This is a genomic window from Flavobacterium hiemivividum, from assembly GCF_004349145.1.
Classification (GTDB): Bacteria; Bacteroidota; Bacteroidia; order Flavobacteriales; family Flavobacteriaceae; genus Flavobacterium; species Flavobacterium hiemivividum.
On record NZ_SMFO01000004.1, the window covers coordinates 205136 to 223551 of the forward strand.

The following is an 18416-nucleotide window of genomic DNA, read 5'->3' on the forward strand; positions in this document are numbered from 1 at the left end:
GATATTAGGAGTCGTTATTAGATTAATTGAAACTCAGGTTCTTTGATTATTGTATTAAATAATCTTAAAACGGCTTGATCAGCATTGGGTGCATTGGCATCAAAATCATATTTTAAAACGGTTTCAAGGTCTTTCTGTATTTCTGGGCTTACGCCAAATAACAAGCGGTCCGTAAGTTCTTTTATGATGGTTTTGTTTGTGCCCTTTTGCCAGTTTAATGATACTATTTTATTTTGAAGAGGTCGATTTTTCCCGTCCATTTTTCTGTTAATGTTTATACGGCCTTGACAAAAAGCATCCGCGACAATGCTGCGCTGCAAATAGATTTGTGTAGTCAACCAAGATTTGCCTCCTTCCCAGCCTTTCACATTAGGCTGATTGAACAAATCCATACTTTGCTGCTTTAAAAAGTTGGTAATTACCGTCTTTTTCGCATTTTCTAACTGCAATTCAGTTAGTAGTTGTAAGCTGTATTCTAATGGATTTTTAATTTTGGAACCTGCGGTATTTTTAAGTGCTTCTTCGGTGAATATTTTTACTAGTAAAGGTTTGAATTCAAAATCAACTTTTCTAAAATAATCACCATAATACTGCACCAACTCTTCTTTTGGATTGTCGTAAATGAACCATTCTAGTATTTTGCGTGTCATGAGGTAGGGAATATTTTTTTGTTCGAAAATAATATCCACCAAAGCATCCGATTTAAAAACACCGGTTTTCCCGAGATAGGTTATCGTTGAGTTGTCTTCAAATGCTTTTCGATATTGGGCTCCTTCTTCGCCAAGATTTAAGCCTGCAAGTCCTTTTGCGCCATTTTTCACATCATCTTCAGTGTAGTTTCCTATGCCAAGGGTGAATAATTCCAGTAGTTCGCGGCTGAGATTCTCGTTTATCTTCCCTCTTTTGTTATCAGTATTATCAAGATATCGCACCATGGCGTTGCTCTTTAGTATTTCCTTGGTTAGCGTCTTGAAGTTTCCAAAAGCATTTTTACGTAATATTTGGTTGTGTTGAAACATCCAATAATTCACTTTTACTTTCTGAAAAGTAGATACAAAATGATTGTGCAGCAGTAAGGTCATCTTTTCTTGGAGTGGATATTCGGCATCGATAATTCGCTCTATCCACCATTGTTTCATGGCTTCCGAAGTTTGGTTTTCTTTTTGTCTAGCTTCTTTTTTTTCTTCTGGAGTAGCATTTTTATACAGCTGTCGCAATTGCTTTAATTCGGTCGCCGTTTTTGGACTGTTTTTTAAAAAATCAGGAATACTAGTATCAAAAGAAACTTTGAAGGAATCTTCTAAAAAAGAAGGGATTCCTTTTTGCGAAATTTTGCTATTTTCCTTATTCGAAAAACCTAATCGTAGTGACCATAATGCGTTTTGATCCATAATAAATGACTTTTATGAGCTGGGTATTTGTTTAGATATTCCAAATCTAAAAAGGTTTAATTCCAATTGATTAAAACTATTTTCAGTAAGAATGTAACAACTAAAGGATAACGTTGACTTATGGAATATCTGATACAAAAAAAATGAAAAGAATATATTTGATTGCTTTGATGGGATTAGGAAGTTTTTCTACACTTTCTGCTCAAACGACTACTGAGACGGCACCCGAAAAGACAACAGAATTAAATGAGGTTGCAATTATAAAAACCAAGAAAGCAGTAGAGCAAAAAGCAGATCGCACCATCTTTGATTTTGCGGGCCAAGCCAGTTTGAATACGGGTTCGGTTTTAGAAGGAATAAAAAAACTACCGGGTTTAATTGCTTCAGACATTGCTGGAATGATGTATCAAGGAAAGCAATTGGACGTTTTTATGGACGGAAGGCCGTTGAATATTTCTACTACGGAGCTGAATGCTTTCCTGGAGGGAATGCCTGCCAATGCTATTGAAAAAATTGAAATTATTACGCAACCAGGTGCCGAATTCCCCGCTACTTCTGGAGGTGCAATTTTGAATATTATCACTAATAAAAACGCAAAGAATTATTTGAGTGCTACGTATACTAACAGTACAAGTTTTACGAATTATGATGACCTGCGCTGGAGAATGAACAACAGTCTGTTATTGAGCGCTAAGAATAAGTATTTTGGATGGCAATTAAATCTAGGTCAGAATTATAGAGAAAGTGCTGTCTGGACTTCGCTTGAGAAAGAAGAGAACGGTACAACTACCTTGCTGTCAAGAACAAATGCTGATCGTATAGGGAGAAATAATTTTGTGAAATCGGCATTAACATTTGATATCGGTAAAGACCGTTTGTTATTGAATTATGATATAACTCACAATAATAATGACAGTTATACTCTAGGAAACGGTCCCGGTTTTAGTACTAATGATGCTTCCGTAAGCACTGGCTTGCGCCAAGATGCAGTAGTTACTTACCAGAAAAAATTTGATAATGCGGCTAAAAAATTAGAGTTTAAATTTAATTACAACAACAATAGTAATGATTTTGAACTAAGTCCGATTAATAGTTCGGCTTTGACCTTAGAGAATGGATCAAACCAAAGTTTGTATAATTTTAAATTTGACTATTCGCAGCCCGTTCCGTTATCGGACGAAGGGAAGTTAAGTTTTGGGAGTTTGTATGAAGAATTACTTTTCGATGCAGAAAGTAAGGGAATTACGAATTTAGATTATAAACGAAGAACTGCGGCGTCTTATGTAGAACTGCAAACTACATTTGACAAATTTAGTTTTATTGTGGGCGGTCGCGCCGAAGATTACAATATTTCAGGCAAAACAGACACCGCTGAACTAACTGCATTCAAGCAATTTCGCTTTTTTCCAAATGCAAGTGCGCAGTATAATTTTAGTAAATCGGTTAATTTTAATTTGAATTATAATAAAAAGATCACGCTGCCTAGTACATCAGCCTTGAACCCTAATAACACAAATTATCAAAACCCCAACATTGACTACTCCGGTAATCCAAACCTGCAGCCTACTATTTTTGATAATTATGAGGTGAAGTTAAGCGCCTTTGATTATGCTTTTATCAGTTATAATATTAGTTCGGCTAAGAATCAAGTTATCAATAGAGTGACGCTTAATAATGATTTAGTGATTAATAGTAACGAGAATATTCCAGAGATAAAAATTCATAATTTTAACATTGGGATGCCAATTCCTTATATGTTGTTTACCAAAGGGCTGGAAGAAACATTGAAAATGAATGTTAATCCAGATACCATGAACTTTATGTATGTATATGCGGGTTATCAATACCACCAAATTCCTCAGGTAGACACAAATGGTTTCTGGATATTTAACTTGATGTCGCAACTTGTGCTTCCGCAAAAGATAAAATTCGTAGCTAATTATAGTTATAGTATCCCGAAGGGGAATTATTTTTACTTCATTGCGGTAAAGCCATTCAGAAATGCATTGGATTTAAACTTATCAAAAAAGTTTTTAAAAGACCAACTGACATTGTCAATCTTTGCGGATGATGTGTTGAATACGAGTGAAACTGCATTTAATTCGTATGAAACTCCGTTGTTAATCAGCAATAAAATGGATACGAGGAAATTTGGCTTTAGCCTGAATTATAAGATTCCAACCAAAAATAAGTTGGCCAAAGAAAATCCTAACTTATTAAATACCGATAAGAAAGAAGACGCTGGGATTTTAACTCAATAGTTGGTTTGACTAGAATAAAAAAGAGCTGTGAAAATTTATTTCACAGCTCTTTTTTGTTTGTTAATTATACTATTTTTGAACCAAGTCACTTAAATGTACTTGTAATGCTTTTACAGATATACTTATTTCCCAGAAAGATAGCGCTAACGAAACCAGAAGGCTTAATAAGCTAAAACCGAAAAAGTACAGACCGGCTAATTGGATATTAAAAAACAACAGTAGCATTGCAAAAACCGAAAGAAATAAGCTAAGTACCCCAAAAAGTTGCATGTAACGAATTAGTGTTAGTCGCAAGTTGAGGTTTTTAATTTCGATTAAAATACTCTTGTTTTCATTTTCGTCATAGGTTTTCTTTAAACTTCTAATGATAGTCGCAATAGTAAGAAAACGATTGGTGTACGCTAAAAGTATAAGTGAAGTTGCTGAGAATAATAAGGCTGGAGTTTCTATGTTTAGGATCATCTATTAATTTATTGATACGGTTGAATAACCAAATTTCGATAATTTTTTTCGAAAACTGATTTTTTATTCATTTAATCGATTTTCTGCATTCATTACTATTCCTTCTTTCTCGTTAGGCAGCGTCCTCGAGGTTCGTCGCCCGCATGGAGCACAATCTCAGAATGTAGGAACTGAGCAGCTTCTGCTGAATGTTTCACTTTAATAGCACTACGTTTTAGCATTTCTGATTCAAACTGATTTAAAACGCTTTCTCTCAATCCAGCTTCACGCCAATTAGATAAAGGTCGGCATTCTCTTGTGATTGCTCGAGCTAGCGCCAGTGCATCTAGGAGTGCTTGATTTGCTCCTTGTCCTTTGAATGGACTCATTGGGTGAGCTGCATCGCCAATCAGCGTTATATGTTCGTTCTTTTCTAATAATTCTTTATCGAGTAATTCTCGGTCATACACGGGATAGCCAGAAACTTGTGATTCTAAGGTCGCAGTTAAAATTTGCGGAATGGGATCATGCCATTGCGTTCTGCAGCAGGCTTCCTCTTTAAGTGCTTTAGGACCTTGGGCACTTAATGCCTTAGCCTGTTCTTCTGACATTGGGAAACTCAATTGCCACATTACCGACTCTGAATCGTACGGCATGATATAGATTCGCTCATTACCATTGGCGGTTTGGAATACTGTGGCCGAGTCCAGCAAAGGGCTTTCAAGACTTTCGAGCGCTGCCAAAGGACAAATTCCTAAAATCACTATACAATCGAGATAACGCAAAGGAGCTGTGTCGTCACCAATAATTAATTTCCGTACTGAACTCCTAATCCCGTCGGCGCCAACAACCAGATCTGCTTTGGCGTTTTTTATTTTTCCGTTTACTTCGAATGTTAGATTTGCAACGTTGTCCTTAGTTTTATGAATATCTACTAATTGGTGTCCCCATTGCACAGCCTCATGTCCGCCGAGCTGTTTCAGCAGTGCTAAACGCAAAGACTGTCGCGCGATATGCACATTGGTACGCTTGGGAGATTTCTTTGCATCGTTCTGCATCCATTTTCTCATTCCCCATTCCCCAATCACTTTTCCGTCAGTAGTATGAACCAGATGTCTGGTGGAAATCACCCCTTCTTCTAAAGAAAAAATACCTAAACCCTCGATCGCTTTACTCGCTTGTTGTAAAGTAAGTCCGTAGCCTTGAGATCGAGCCTCGAAGCTGCTGTCGCGTTCATATAATGTGAAAGGAATTCCACGGTGTAGGCAAGCTACAGCTAGGGCAACGCCGCCTATTCCGCCACCAATAATAGCAAGGTGTGGGTAGTTTTCTGTGTCTGCTTCGGGAGGATTTCTGGCAGGAATTAAGCCAGAGCCAGAGCAATTCAAGCAAGAATCTAGATGTGCCTTTGGCTGGACAGGAGCTAGGCCTTTACTATTCGAATTTTCAAATTGTTCTAGTGCTTTCTGGTATTGGAGTCGCACTTTTTTGTTGATTCTCCGACTTTTTTTACCACGTCCTTTACATTCAGGACAAATAGTCCAGCTAGTGGTTGTGTTTTCTAGCTTTTTCACTTCTTTTTATTTGTATAATAGTTAGGAAGTTCTGGAGTCATTAGATCTGTTTTTAGGAATGTAATTAGGCAAAGATAATATCTATTTTAGGAATGTTAGCTTGAATAGGTTATTGTTTCAACGTTATGGAGTAGAGCGTTTTTTTAAACATATAAGTCATATACGTTTTTGTGCTGTGTAGATTGGCTGAATATGTTTATTTATGAAAGCACATATCAGTTTTGTTTCGCAAAGATTCACAGAGTATACGCAGAGAGATGCAAAGTTTTTTTAGATTAAAAAGCTCTAAACTACGATATGCAAATCGGCCCTACCGTTTTAGGCTTATTTTTTAAACATATAAGTCATATAAGTTTTAGCGCTATATATTTTTGTTGAAATTGTTTATTTGTGGAAGTACATCGCAGTTATGTTTCGCAAAGATTCACAGAGGAAACACAAAGAATCTTAGAGTTTTTTTATCTTCTAAGCACTGAAACTATCGTTTGCAAATCTATGATATCGTTGTCGTGAATTATTTTAATTTGAAGTGATCAATCCTTTAAGGTAGAAGAGCTTAATTTAAGATTTTAAAATCAAAGGCTAATTTTTTAGTATGAATTAAGGTGCGCCAATTGATAAAAAACAAACAAAATAACATTGCAAAACCCAATATAAAACTAGCGATTGACTGCCACGAAAAAATGTTATCAATAATGCTCTGTTGGTTTTCGGCGGCAAATTTTCCTAAATGCAAGGCGATGGAATCACTAGTAAATTTCCCTGCCAAAAAAGGAGCTATGATATAAATGGGCTTTATCTTTGAAATACCCGCGCCTAAGAAAAGAGGTGTGGTAGGAAGCGGTAACAAAGAATATGCAAGTACCACTAAAACACCTTTCCATTTATTTTCGTTCATTTTGTCTCCCAGAAACTTAATGTCTTCATTTTTTGATGCTTTTAAATATTTGTTAGCCAATAATGGAGCATACAAAAGAAGAATGTATCTACCAAATACGGATCCTAACACTCCAATGACAATTACTGCCCAAACATTTAGATCAAATAAAATTTGAAAAAACATCATTATTGTAAATGCTGGAGCAAAAGGAAAAGGTACGATGTCAAATAATACCGCACCAAAAAAAACTAATAGATATTGCCACCACATTTGCTTGGAATTTTATTGATAAGTTAATTAAACAAGTAGTGCTAATTTTATATATCTAATCAATGAACTTCAAAATTACAATTAAATTTACTTTGTTACTGAAATAGTTTTTGTTTTACAGTGATATGGGGAGGAAGTAGAGCGTTTTCTTTAACATATAAGCCATTTAAGTTTTTGTTCTATATATTTTCATTGAAATTGTTTATTTATGAAAGTGCATCTCAGTTTTGTATCGCAAAGATTCTCGGAGGAAACTCTGAGAGATGCAGTGTCTTTTTTACGTTAAAATTCCCGATACTGTGATATAGAAATCCGTCATATCGTTGTAGACTTCTTTTTCTAAATATACTTTTAATTAACAAAATGTTCTAATTAGCCCCGATTGTCCCGAAGCCTCGGGAGAAATCCTTTTACTTTTTTCTTTAAAAAGTAAAAGATAAAGTGAAAAACGGGTCAAAACTTCTTATGAAAATCAATCATTCTGCTCCAAAAAAAAAGACCCGCAAGTTTGTACTTGCAGGTCTTTAGTGCCCATTCCTTTGGAGGGGTTATGCTAATATTATTTTATCATTTCGAAACTTCTCTTAACAAAAGCAGTTAATGCTTCTCCTTTTAATAAGTTTTGAGATAGTTTAGCTAAGTCAAGCGCTTGTTTTACAAGGTGTTCTTGAGCTGTTTTATCAGTAGTGTTTAGAATAGTTGTTGCTAGTGGTGAATTAGTATTTACCACAAGGTTGTACATTTCTGGCATGTTGCCCATTCCGAACATTCCACCACCACCAGACTGACTCATTTCTTTCATTCTACGCATGAATTCTGGTTGCGTGATGATAAATGGAGCCGCTTGGCTGTCTAAAGCATCCAGTTGAACGGTGTAAGTTTGCTTAGGAACGATAGTTTCAAGAACTGTTTTTAGACTAGTTTGCTCTTCTTCAGATAATTTAGAAATTGCGTCTTCGTCTTTCTTGATAAGATTATCAATATGGTCTGAATCCACACGTACAAAAGTTAGATCGCTATTATCACCTTCGATTTTTTGAATCAAATGCGAGATAATAGGAGAATCTAATAATAGCACTTCATATCCCTTTTCTTGCGCAGTTTCGATGTAAGAGTGCTGTGCATCGTTATTTCCTGCATATAAAACAACTAGTTTTCCGTCTTTGTTCGTTTGTTTCTCTTTAAGGTTTTCTTTTAATTCTTCAAGCGTATAGTATTTGTTATCCACGGTTGGGTACAATACAAAAGCACCTGCTTTTTCGTAGAATTTATCCTCAGAAAGCATTCCGTATTCTAGTACGATTTTAATGTCATTCCATTTTTTCTCGAAATCTTCACGGTTTTCAGTGAATAATGATTTCAATTTATCAGCTACTTTACGAGTGATGTAGTTTGAAATTTTCTTAACCGCTGCATCTGCCTGTAATCCAGAACGAGAAACATTTAAAGGAATATCTGGTGAATCAACAACACCTTTTAGCATCATTAAAAATTCAGGAACAATTCCTTCTACATTATCAGTTACATAAACCTGATTTTGGTACAACTGAATTTTATCTTTCTGAATTTGTAAGTCAGAACCTAATTTAGGGAAATATAAAATACCAGTTAGGTTAAACGGATAATCTACATTTAAATGAATGTGAAATAATGGCTCTTCAAATTGCATAGGATACAATTCATGATAGAACTTTTTATAGTCTTCATCAGTTAAATCTGTAGGTGCTTTTGTCCAAGCTGGATTTGGGTTGTTGATGAAATTATCTACTTCAACAGTTTCTGCTTTGTAATCTTCGGGAGCATCTTCTGGTTTTGGAAGTGTCTCTGTTTTTGTTCCAAATTTAATTGGAATAGGCATAAACTTATTGTACTTGTTCAGTAATTCTTTGATTTTAGATTCTTCAAGGAATTCTAATGAATCTTCGGCGATATGCAAAATGATTTCAGTACCACGTGAAGTTTTGTCAGCAGGCTCTAAGGTAAACTCAGGGCTTCCGTCACAGGTCCAATGAGCTGCTGGCTCGTCTTTGTATGACTTCGTGATAATCTCCACTTTGGAAGCGACCATAAAGGCAGAGTAGAAACCAAGACCAAAATGTCCAATAATTCCAGAATCTTTAGCAGAGTCTTTGTATTTTTCTAGGAATTCTTCAGCACCAGAAAAAGCTAGTTGGTTGATGTATTTCTCTACTTCGGCAGCGGTCATACCAATTCCTTGATCGATCAAGTGAAGTTTTTTTCCTTCCTTGTCTATTTTTACTTCAATAGTTGGGTTGCCATATTCTACTTTAGCTTCACCAATATTAGTAAGATGTTTTAATTTTAATGTTGCGTCAGTCCCATTTGAAATCAATTCACGTAAAAATATTTCGTGATCGCTGTATAGGAACTTTTTGATTAAAGGGAAGATGTTTTCTACCGAAACATTAATTTTTCCTGTTGTCATATTTAAATATTTTATAATGGTTTTACAATCTTAGGTCAATCTTTCAAATAAGATACCAATAGTTTTAATCGTGACAAATTGTCGCAACAGTTAATTTTGAAACAAATTATATAAATGTTGCAACTAAATCTCCCGAAATGGATTGTACCTTTGTAAGAGTTTAATTGTAAAACCAAAAACAAAATGAAAAAAATATTATTTTTAACAGCAATAACCTTAGTGTTATTTTCGTGTAAATCGACTTCTGCTACAGACACAAAATTAAATAAAGGGTCTCAGGTGGCAATGAAAGGGAACTGGGTAATAAGCTCTGTTTCTTATCCTGGACAAGAATATATTAAAGTGAACTCTTTTGAAATTGCAGACTCGCAATGTTTTGTGGGGAGTACTTGGAAATTAGTTTCGAATAATAACAAAGGGAATATGACTTTAACAAATAGTAAATGTGCAGCATTTAGTTCTCCAATTACTTGGTTTGTAAATAAAAGTGGAGAGTTTGTTTTGAAAGTTTTAGATGCTGATATTAAAGCGAAAAGAGTAAGAGAAGGTTATGTTTTAGCTGTTGAAAATCAAACAGAAACATCGTTTCAATTAGTAGATAAAGGAAATGTTGAAGGTAAAAGCATCAGTGTAGTTTACCAATTTCAAAAAGTAAACTAAAACTAAATAAATTTTAAAAAACAAGAATTATGAAAAAGATTTCTATACTTACATTAGGCTTAATAATGGCAATGGGAACGTTATTCACAAGTTGTGAAGCGTTAAAAAATACAAATAATACACAAAGAGGTGCTGGAATTGGAGCAGCTAGTGGTGCAATAATTGGAGGTATTCTTGGGAATAATATCGGTAAAGGTGGTAAAGGTGCGATGGGAGCTGTTCTTGGTGGTGTTGTTGGTGGCGTTGCCGGTGGAGTTATCGGTAATAAAATGGACAAGCAAGCTAGACAAATCGATGAAGCAATCCCAGGAGCTGAAGTAAAAAGAGTAGGTGAAGGTATTCAATTAGTATTAAATGAAAATGCAGTACGTTTTGACACTAACAAATCATCATTGACTGTTGCGGCAAAAGCGAACTTAGATAAATTAGTTCCTGTGTTTGCAGAATATCCTGATACTGATATTACTATTTTTGGATATACAGATAGCACAGGCGCTGCTGCTTATAACTTAAAGCTTTCTAAAGAAAGAGCCGCTTCAGTTAAAAATTACTTAGTAAGTAGAGGGGTAGCTTCTGCTAGATTTAATGTTACTGGTTTAGGTATTGCTGACCCAATTGCTACTAATGCAACTCCCGAAGGAAGAACGCAAAACCGTCGTGTTGAGTTTGCTATTACTGCAAATGATAAAATGCGTGAAGATGCTAAAAAAGAATCAGGAAACTAAAACAAAATAGTTTTAAATATATTGAAAGCCGTTTCGTTTTAACAACGAAACGGCTTTCTTTTTTTTCATAAATTTTACTTTCATTAAAATCTTTTTGACAAAGAAATCTATCTTTGCAGTCTCAAAATTTCAGTCCATAAAAAATGCTTCAAGTTAAAAACATTACATTCGGTTATACAGAAAAAACCGTTATTCAAAATATAGATTTCACAATTGAAAAAGGCCAGAATATTGCCATAATTGGAGAAAGTGGCTGCGGGAAAAGTACGCTGTTAAAACTAATTTACGGTTTGCATGATTTGGATCAAGGGCAGATTTTCTGGAATGAAACAGAAGTTTTAGGACCAAAATTCAATTTAGTGCCAGGAATGCCTTTTATAAAGTATTTATCTCAGGATTTTGACTTGATGCCTTATACTACAGTTGCCGAAAATGTAGGTAAGTTTCTTTCGAATACTTTTCCAGAAAGAAAGAAGGAGCGAATAAACGAATTACTAGAAATCGTTGAGATGACTGAATTTGCAAACGTGAAAGCAAAATACTTAAGCGGAGGTCAGCAGCAGCGTGTAGCTTTGGCGCGGGTGCTGGCATTAGAGCCTGAAATTTTATTGCTCGATGAGCCGTTTAGTCATATTGATAATTTTAGGAAAAATGCGCTTCGCCGAAATTTGTTTGCCTATCTAAAAGCAAATGGGGTTACTTGTCTTGTTGCGACACACGATAGCACAGACGCGCTTTCGTTTGCAGATGAGACTATTGTGCTTCAATTAGGACAATTGGTTGATAAAGCGGAGTCAATGACGTTGTATAGCAATCCTATCAATAAATATGTGGCCTCACTCTTTGGGGAAGTAAATGAGTTGAAATTATCAAATCTAATTTCGATGGAAGAAGATGACGAAGACCAGATTATTTTATTATATCCACATCAATTAAAAGTGGTCGACAACGGAATGTTATTAGCCATCGTGAAACAATCTTATTTTAAAGGGAGTCATTATTTAATTAAAGCTGTTTTTGCTCGAAAAGTAATTTTCTTTGAGCACGAAACTCCTTTAGAATTAAATCAAGAAGTAAGTTTAATGATTTCATAAAAAATAAAGTCCCGAAAGTTTAAATTTCGGGACTTTGTTTTTTTGTTAGTTTTTCAAATGCTTTTCTAGGAATTGATCTTGTTCCCATAGCAGGTGTAAGATATTTTCTTTGGCCGCATAGCCATGTGATTCCTTCGGTAAGATTACCATTCTTGCCGGTGCTCCTAAACCTTTTAACGCTTGGAAATAACGCTCTGTTTGTAGGGTAAAAGTTCCTGGATTATTATCGGCTTCACCATGTACTAATAACATTGGAGTCTTCATTTTCTTAGCATTCATGAATGGAGACATCGCATTGTAAACTTCAGGTGCTTCCCAGTAATTACGTTGTTCTGACTGGAAACCAAAAGGAGTTAATGTTCTGTTATATGCGCCGCTTCTAGCGATACCACAGGCAAAAAGATCAGAATGTGTCAATAAGTTAGCTGTCATAAACGCTCCATATGAATGTCCTCCCACGGCTACTTTTTTTCTATTGATATATCCTAAAGCATCTACAGCATTAATTGCAGCCTCAGCATTATCTACTAATTGTGTAATAAAATTATCATTTGGCTCCGTTGTTCCTTCACCAATAATTGGGAAAGCAGCATCGTCAAGTACAACATATCCTTTAGTTACCCAATACACGAATGAACCATAAGAAGGAAAAGTAAACTCATTTGGGTTTTGATCACTTTGTCCCGCTGAATTTCGGTCTTTAAATTCCGCTGGGTAAGCCCAAATTAGTAAGGGCAATTTTTCTTTTTTTACTTTGTCATAACCGGCAGGTAAGTATAAAGTTCCTGATAATTCAACGCCATCTTTTCTTTTGTATTTAATTACTTCTTTATACACATTTTTAATGCTTTCAAAAGGACTTTTGAAAGTGGTGATTGGAGTTAATTGTCCTTTTTTCTTGATGTTTCTAAAGTAATAATTAGGATACTCATTCTTAGATTGTATGCGAACTAGAACTTCTCCTTTTTTATAATCCTCAATAGAAAGCAAATCTTCTTTTTTATCTTTAAATGTTGAAGTATAAAGTCTATTCGTTTTTAAGCTTTTAAGATTAAACTCATCTATAAAAGGAAACTGTCCACTTTTAGTGAAACCACTTCCTAACAAATAAAGATTATTATTCTCCATCGCTAGCACTTGTTTTCCGTAGGCATTTTTAATCGTTTCAAAATTCCCTGGATCAGAGTAGATATCTTGAGAGTTTCTATCGCTAATTACTTTTGGAGTTTGAGTAGCGTCTGACGGGTTGAATAAATAGGTTTTAGTATTACGAGTGTCGTACCATTGATCGAATGCGATTGCTGTATTTTCATTCCCCCAAATAATTCCCCCATAACGTTGTTTTGTTTTTAAAATAAGGGTTGGGTTTTTATCGAAAGGAGCTTTCCACTGAGACACTTGATCTCTAAAGTCGACTTTGTTTTCTGGATTTCCTCCGTCCAATGCTTCCACAAAGTACAATGTCGCAGCTTCGTCGTTTCTCCAGTTCATATTTCTTTTACCAGTTCGGGTTGCCATAAAACCTTTTGGCATGATTTCGTTTAATGCGACTTCGTTCACCACTTTAATTTCGTTGCCGTTTTTGTCATAAATTACCGTTTTCGAAGGGAAACGATTTAGAGGAACGATGTATGAAAATGGTTTTTGAATCGTGCTTATCATTAGGTAGTTTCCGTCAGGAGAAAAATTCTCGCCGGCATACATGTCAGCCGATTTGAATAAAGTTTTAGTTCCGTTTAAGCTTACTTTGTACAATTCAGCAGTTACTATATTTTCAAAATTAGCTTCGTCCGTTTTGTTTTTTAATAAATCCTGATAGGTTCTGTTTTGAGAAATCGAACCACTTGCATTTGAAACAATCGGACCTGTTGGTAAATCTTTCTTGTCGTTTAATAAAGCGGCTCTGTTTTTTGGGAGCATTTTTACTAGAATATTTTCGTTGTCGCTATACCAGCTAAATGGATTTCCAAGATTAGCATTAACATTATCTTCTGTTAGCTGAGTCGCTTTCGCGGAAGCGATATCAATAACCCATAAGGCAACACCTGAATTTGTGGTGTTTGAAAAAGCGATTTTCTTCTCACTAGGGGACCAAGAGATATTAGAAATTTGTGGGTTAGCAGGCAATCCGCTAACTTGAATTTCGTTTTTATCTTTTATTTTGCGAAGTTTGATGTTGTTAGTGTAGGTAACCGTACTGGAAATATTAGTGGTTGGATTAATCCTTAAACCACCCAATCGCATTTCATCTTGATTTAAATCGTCTAAAGATTTATAAGTGTTTCTGTAGGTTAACAGCATGTATTCCTTTTTTGTATCCATGCTAACAGACGGCGCTCTCTCGTAGTCTACTAAATCAAGAATTGACTTGGAGGGTTTTTGATAGCTCAGGTTTTCTTGCGCAAAAGCAGTGAATCCGAAGCATAAAAATAAAATTATATACCCATTTATTTTCATAGTTAATTTGGTTTTAGTTTTTGTAAATTGATTTGAATTATAATTAGACTAAAGTATATTAAAATAGTTACATGGCTAGGAAATATTTTTATTAGTCACAAAAAGAGCTTAAAACGATGTCTTATTGGTGTATTTCGCTTGAGCTTCTAAAAACTTTCACACCGCAAATTCGGAATTTTTAAAATAATTATAATTTGAATAATTTGCGAATTTGTGGTCAATACCCATAATCTAATCTTCCAACTTTTCAGTCTGCCACATTAAAGCTATGGTCTTTCAGTCTATAGTGGTTTACTTTTCAGTCATTTTAGGATTGTGCTATTCTTTAGAAAGGGAAAATTAAAAGCAATTATTAAAATGATAAATAGATAAAAAAGCATTTATTTGTGAAATAGAAGTTAAACTATGTTTAAATTTGCTTTCTTATTTTTAATATAACAGTAATATATGTATCATTCAAAAATAGCAGGATTAGGATATTATGTTCCTTCAAATGTGGTGACTAACGATGATTTGTCAAAACTCATCGATACAAACGACGAGTGGATTCAAGAACGAACTGGAATTCAGGAAAGGAGACACATTATAAGAGGAGAAGATACAACAACTTCTATGGGAGTTAAAGCTGCCAAAATTGCGATTGAACGCTCTGGTGTTGCCAAAGAAGATATTGATTTTGTTGTTTTTGCAACATTAAGTCCAGATTATTATTTTCCTGGTCCAGGAGTTTTAGTGCAGCGTGATTTAGGTTTGAGAACTGTAGGTGCATTAGATGTTAGAAATCAGTGTTCAGGATTTATTTATGCCTTGTCTGTTGCTGATCAATATATTAAAACCGGAATGTATAAAAACGTTTTGGTGATTGGTTCCGAAGTTCATTCTACTGGATTAGATATGACCACTCGTGGACGTGGTGTATCGGTGATTTTTGGCGATGGAGCTGGAGCTGCTGTTTTAAGCAGAGAAGAAGACTTGACCAAAGGAATTCTTTCTACGCACCTACATTCAGAAGGACAGCACGCTGAAGAACTAGCACTTATTGCGCCAGGTATGGGAGCAAGATGGGTAAGTGATATTATTGCAGATAATGATCCTAATGATGAAAGTTACTTTCCTCATATGAATGGACAATTTGTATTTAAGAATGCAGTTGTTCGTTTTGCTGAGGTAATTAATGAAGGGCTTGAAGCCAATAATTTATCAGTTTCTAATATAGACATGCTGATTCCGCATCAAGCAAATCTTAGGATTTCACAATTCATACAAAAGAAATTTGGACTGAATGATGACCAAGTTTATAATAATATTCAAAAATACGGAAATACTACAGCCGCTTCTATTCCAATTGCTTTGACTGAGGCTTGGGAAAAAGGTAAGATTAAAAGTGGTGATACTGTTGTTTTAGCCGCTTTTGGAAGTGGTTTTACTTGGGGAAGCGCTATTATTAAGTGGTAAAATTTTTTTAGAAACTACTATTTTTATTTATATCAAAAAACCCGGAGTTGGCATACTCCGGGTTTTTCTTTGGTAACAAAATTTAAAACTAATTCTTATAAAAGTCCACCGCCACTTTGGGTTTCATTCTTATCTCTTTCTTTTCTTTGAATGGCTTTGTTTTTACCGCTTCCAAATTTATAATTGAATCCTAAATAAACAGATTGACTTTCCCAGTTGAACTGCCCGTTTGATTTGTAAGGTCTATCTCCGGCAAAAGCAAAATTCATCGAGTTAAAAATATCACTGAAACGTGCACTAATTGTTCCACTACCTTTTAAAATATTGTAGCTGCTGCCAATATCCATTTTCCACATCGTAGCTCTGTCAAATTGAAGGCTTTGGTCCCTTCCTTGGTACATACCAAATAATTGAAAACCTAAATCTTTAGTAGCTTTAAACGTATTATTGATTCTAGCGTTGAAAGTGGTGGCATTAACTTCGATAAATTCATAAGTACTAGGTGCTGTTTCTACCGTTCCTTTAACTTTTTTCTGATAAGCGTCTACGCTAATATTAGCGCTCCACCATTTCTTAAAGTCTAAATTACTCGATAGTTCAAGGCCGTAAGCATTGTTATTTTCAAAATTAGCAAAGGATAAAACTTGTTTGTTTGGATTTTCAGGATTGGTAAAAATCACTCTTGTGATTTCATCTTCAATTCTTCTGTAAAAAATACCGGAAGTGATAGAACCTATTTTTGTTTTTCTGGTATAATTTAATTCAAATGAGTTCGTGAATTGCGGAATAAGATTTGGATTTCCTTCTGAATCTATAGTAGCAGTGCTCCATTCTCTAATAGGATTTACTTGGCCAATACTTGGTCTGTCGACTCTTCTTGAAAAGCTAAGGTTAAAGGAGTTATTTTCACTTGGATTATAATTCAAAAACGTAGAAGGATAAATACTTAAAATGTCATCTTTAAATTGTCCGTCGGCTGAAGATGCTTGTTTAAATAGTGCTTCAACATTGTATTGTTCTAGGCGGGCTCCCGCTTGGAAACTCCATTTTTTCCATTGTTTACCAAGAGTTGCGTAAGCTGAGTAAATTGTTCGATCATAAGTAAAGTCAGAACTGTATGCATTATCTCTAAATAAATTATTAGCTGTAGATTCCTCTCGTGCCTCTAATCCTAGCTCTAACTTGGTAGTTTCAGTCAGCGGATTTACATAATCAAGATTGATGATCGTGTTTTTACCAAGAGTAGCTACATCATTTGTAAAGGAGTTGATTAGCGATTTATTGTCTCTGTTTAAATTGGTATAACTTGCGTTTTCGGGATCGTCATTTTCATTGTAATTCGCTTCTAATTCAAGACTATGACCTTCTTTTTTGAATTTAATTTTATAGTCGAAATTGTAGGTTTGGGAATGATTCTTACTATCACTAGTAAAAAGCTGCAGCAAGTCAGTAGAAGCGGTATTTACATAGTCCACATCAGTACTTCCATATCCTTTTCCGTTAAAGAAGCTTTGATTGGTGTAAAAAGACACCGTATTGTTGTCATTGATGTAGTAATCTACTCCAACTTTAGCTAAATGCGAGGTGGTGAGATTATTGAATTGAAAGAGTTGCGTGTTTTGTTTGTTTTCTTGTTCGCTTTTTATAAAACCATAATTATTGTTTTTACCGTGCTTTAAACCATAATTCCCATAAAAATTAAATTTTCCATTTCGGTAATTTAAGTCGAAGGCAGAATTGATTTTAGGTGTTTTTCCAAATGTAACTCCGTTGTTGATGCTTCCGTTAAGGCCTATTTTACTGTTTTTGTTCAATACAATGTTGATGATACCACTCATTCCTTCTGGATTGTACTTTGCTGACGGATTTGTGATTAATTCAATTTGTTTGATAGAGGAAGATGGAATTTGCTGCAATAACTGGGAAGCGTCAATATTTGATGGCTTGCCATCAATGAGAACACGAACATTAGAATTTCCCCTTAAACTTATTGCGTTGGTTTGAGGATCAACACTTACTGAGGGAATGTTATTCATTATTTCACTCGCCGTGGCTCCTGCCGAGATTAAATCTTTGCCAACGTTGATTATTTTTCTATCGATTTTCTGTTCAATTGTCGATTTCTCACTAACGACATCAACACCTTTAAGTTCGATAGCATCTTCTTTTAGTGCAAATGTCCCCAAATCTGCGTTCTTTTTGTCAGTAGATAATGTGACCGCTGTTGAAATGGTCTTGTATCCCATAAATTGTATTTCGACAGTGTAATTTTTTAAGTCTAGGTTTTTGATATAAAAAATTCCTTTTTCAGAGGTGATTCCACCAGTAACAAATTTGTCGCCTTCTTTTACAATAACATTGACATAGGGAAGGGTTTCGTTACTGTTTTTATCGACTACTTTTCCGGTAATACTTCCAGGGTTTTCTAGAAGAGGTGTTTTGACTGAAGTTTGTGCTTGCATCGAAACTAAGGTCCCGAATAGGCATGCTAAGATTAATTTGATTTTCATGATTGATGATTTTTGATTAAAAATTTGATTGATGATGTAAAGGTATAGTATTTATTTCAATATATGCAATACATAGTACTGTTTTATACATAAATTAAAATAGAAAAATTAAGGGGTGCTTAATAGACTATCAAGTTTTCAAAATGTTACAGTTTTTATAAAAAAACGTAGCATTTTGAGTTTTTAAGAGGAAGGTTCTTATTTTTAAATAGGAAATTATCTTGTATTCCAATTTACAAATTGTCACATTAT

General features: G+C 34.8%; 12 protein-coding genes. 5 read left to right on the forward strand and 7 right to left on the reverse strand.

Annotated features, from left to right (window positions below):
- Window positions 1-17 precede the first annotated feature (17 nt).
- A complete protein-coding gene (locus E0F98_RS08220; RefSeq protein ID WP_132110320.1) occupies window positions 18-1391 on the reverse strand; it encodes a DUF1800 domain-containing protein in 1374 nt (457 codons plus the stop codon).
- Between the two features lie 143 nt (window positions 1392-1534).
- Here E0F98_RS08220 and E0F98_RS08225 point away from each other — a divergent pair, with 143 nt between their 5' ends.
- A complete protein-coding gene (locus E0F98_RS08225; RefSeq protein ID WP_132110322.1) occupies window positions 1535-3652 on the forward strand; it encodes an outer membrane beta-barrel family protein in 2118 nt (705 codons plus the stop codon).
- Between the two features lie 69 nt (window positions 3653-3721).
- Here E0F98_RS08225 and E0F98_RS08230 read toward each other — a convergent pair whose 3' ends face one another.
- The 4 genes from E0F98_RS08230 to htpG all read right to left on the reverse strand — a co-directional run bounded on the left by E0F98_RS08230 (window position 3722) and on the right by htpG (window position 9263).
- Window positions 3722-4114 (reverse strand): DUF2721 domain-containing protein, encoded by a 393-nt coding sequence (locus E0F98_RS08230; RefSeq protein ID WP_132110324.1) that lies wholly within the window; start codon window positions 4112-4114, stop codon window positions 3722-3724.
- 95 nt (window positions 4115-4209) lie between these two features.
- Complete coding sequence (locus tag E0F98_RS08235; RefSeq protein ID WP_132110326.1) at window positions 4210-5667, reverse strand: FAD-dependent oxidoreductase; 1458 nt, start codon at window positions 5665-5667, stop codon at window positions 4210-4212.
- Between the two features lie 556 nt (window positions 5668-6223).
- The gene (locus E0F98_RS08240; RefSeq protein WP_132110328.1) at window positions 6224-6817 is read right to left on the reverse strand and encodes a hypothetical protein; all 594 of its coding nucleotides are present in this window, start codon (window positions 6815-6817) and stop codon (window positions 6224-6226) included.
- A gap of 559 nt (window positions 6818-7376) precedes the next feature.
- Window positions 7377-9263, reverse strand: a complete 1887-nt coding sequence (gene htpG, locus E0F98_RS08245; RefSeq protein WP_132110330.1) for a molecular chaperone HtpG — start codon at window positions 9261-9263, stop codon at window positions 7377-7379.
- 183 nt (window positions 9264-9446) lie between these two features.
- Here htpG and E0F98_RS08250 point away from each other — a divergent pair, with 183 nt between their 5' ends.
- The 3 genes from E0F98_RS08250 (at window position 9447) to E0F98_RS08260 (ending at window position 11742) form a co-directional block, all read left to right on the forward strand.
- Window positions 9447-9923, forward strand: a complete 477-nt coding sequence (locus E0F98_RS08250) for a lipocalin family protein (protein ID WP_132110331.1) — start codon at window positions 9447-9449, stop codon at window positions 9921-9923.
- 29 nt (window positions 9924-9952) lie between these two features.
- Window positions 9953-10648 (forward strand): OmpA family protein, encoded by a 696-nt coding sequence (locus E0F98_RS08255; RefSeq protein WP_132110333.1) that lies wholly within the window; start codon window positions 9953-9955, stop codon window positions 10646-10648.
- A gap of 143 nt (window positions 10649-10791) precedes the next feature.
- Window positions 10792-11742: an ABC transporter ATP-binding protein gene (locus tag E0F98_RS08260; RefSeq protein WP_132110335.1), complete on the forward strand. Its 951-nt coding sequence runs from the start codon at window positions 10792-10794 to the stop codon at window positions 11740-11742.
- A gap of 45 nt (window positions 11743-11787) precedes the next feature.
- Here E0F98_RS08260 and E0F98_RS08265 read toward each other — a convergent pair whose 3' ends face one another.
- Window positions 11788-14199 carry a S9 family peptidase gene (locus E0F98_RS08265; RefSeq protein ID WP_132110337.1) on the reverse strand — a complete coding sequence of 804 codons (2412 nt, stop codon included), beginning with the start codon at window positions 14197-14199 and terminating at the stop codon, window positions 11788-11790.
- Window positions 14200-14646: 447 nt separating this feature from the next.
- Between E0F98_RS08265 and E0F98_RS08270 the strand changes: the two genes are divergently transcribed.
- Window positions 14647-15654 carry a 3-oxoacyl-ACP synthase III family protein gene (locus E0F98_RS08270; protein ID WP_132110339.1) on the forward strand — a complete coding sequence of 336 codons (1008 nt, stop codon included), beginning with the start codon at window positions 14647-14649 and terminating at the stop codon, window positions 15652-15654.
- Window positions 15655-15749: 95 nt separating this feature from the next.
- Here E0F98_RS08270 and E0F98_RS08275 read toward each other — a convergent pair whose 3' ends face one another.
- The gene (locus E0F98_RS08275) at window positions 15750-18164 is read right to left on the reverse strand and encodes an outer membrane beta-barrel family protein (RefSeq protein ID WP_132110341.1); all 2415 of its coding nucleotides are present in this window, start codon (window positions 18162-18164) and stop codon (window positions 15750-15752) included.
- Window positions 18165-18416 lie beyond the last annotated feature (252 nt).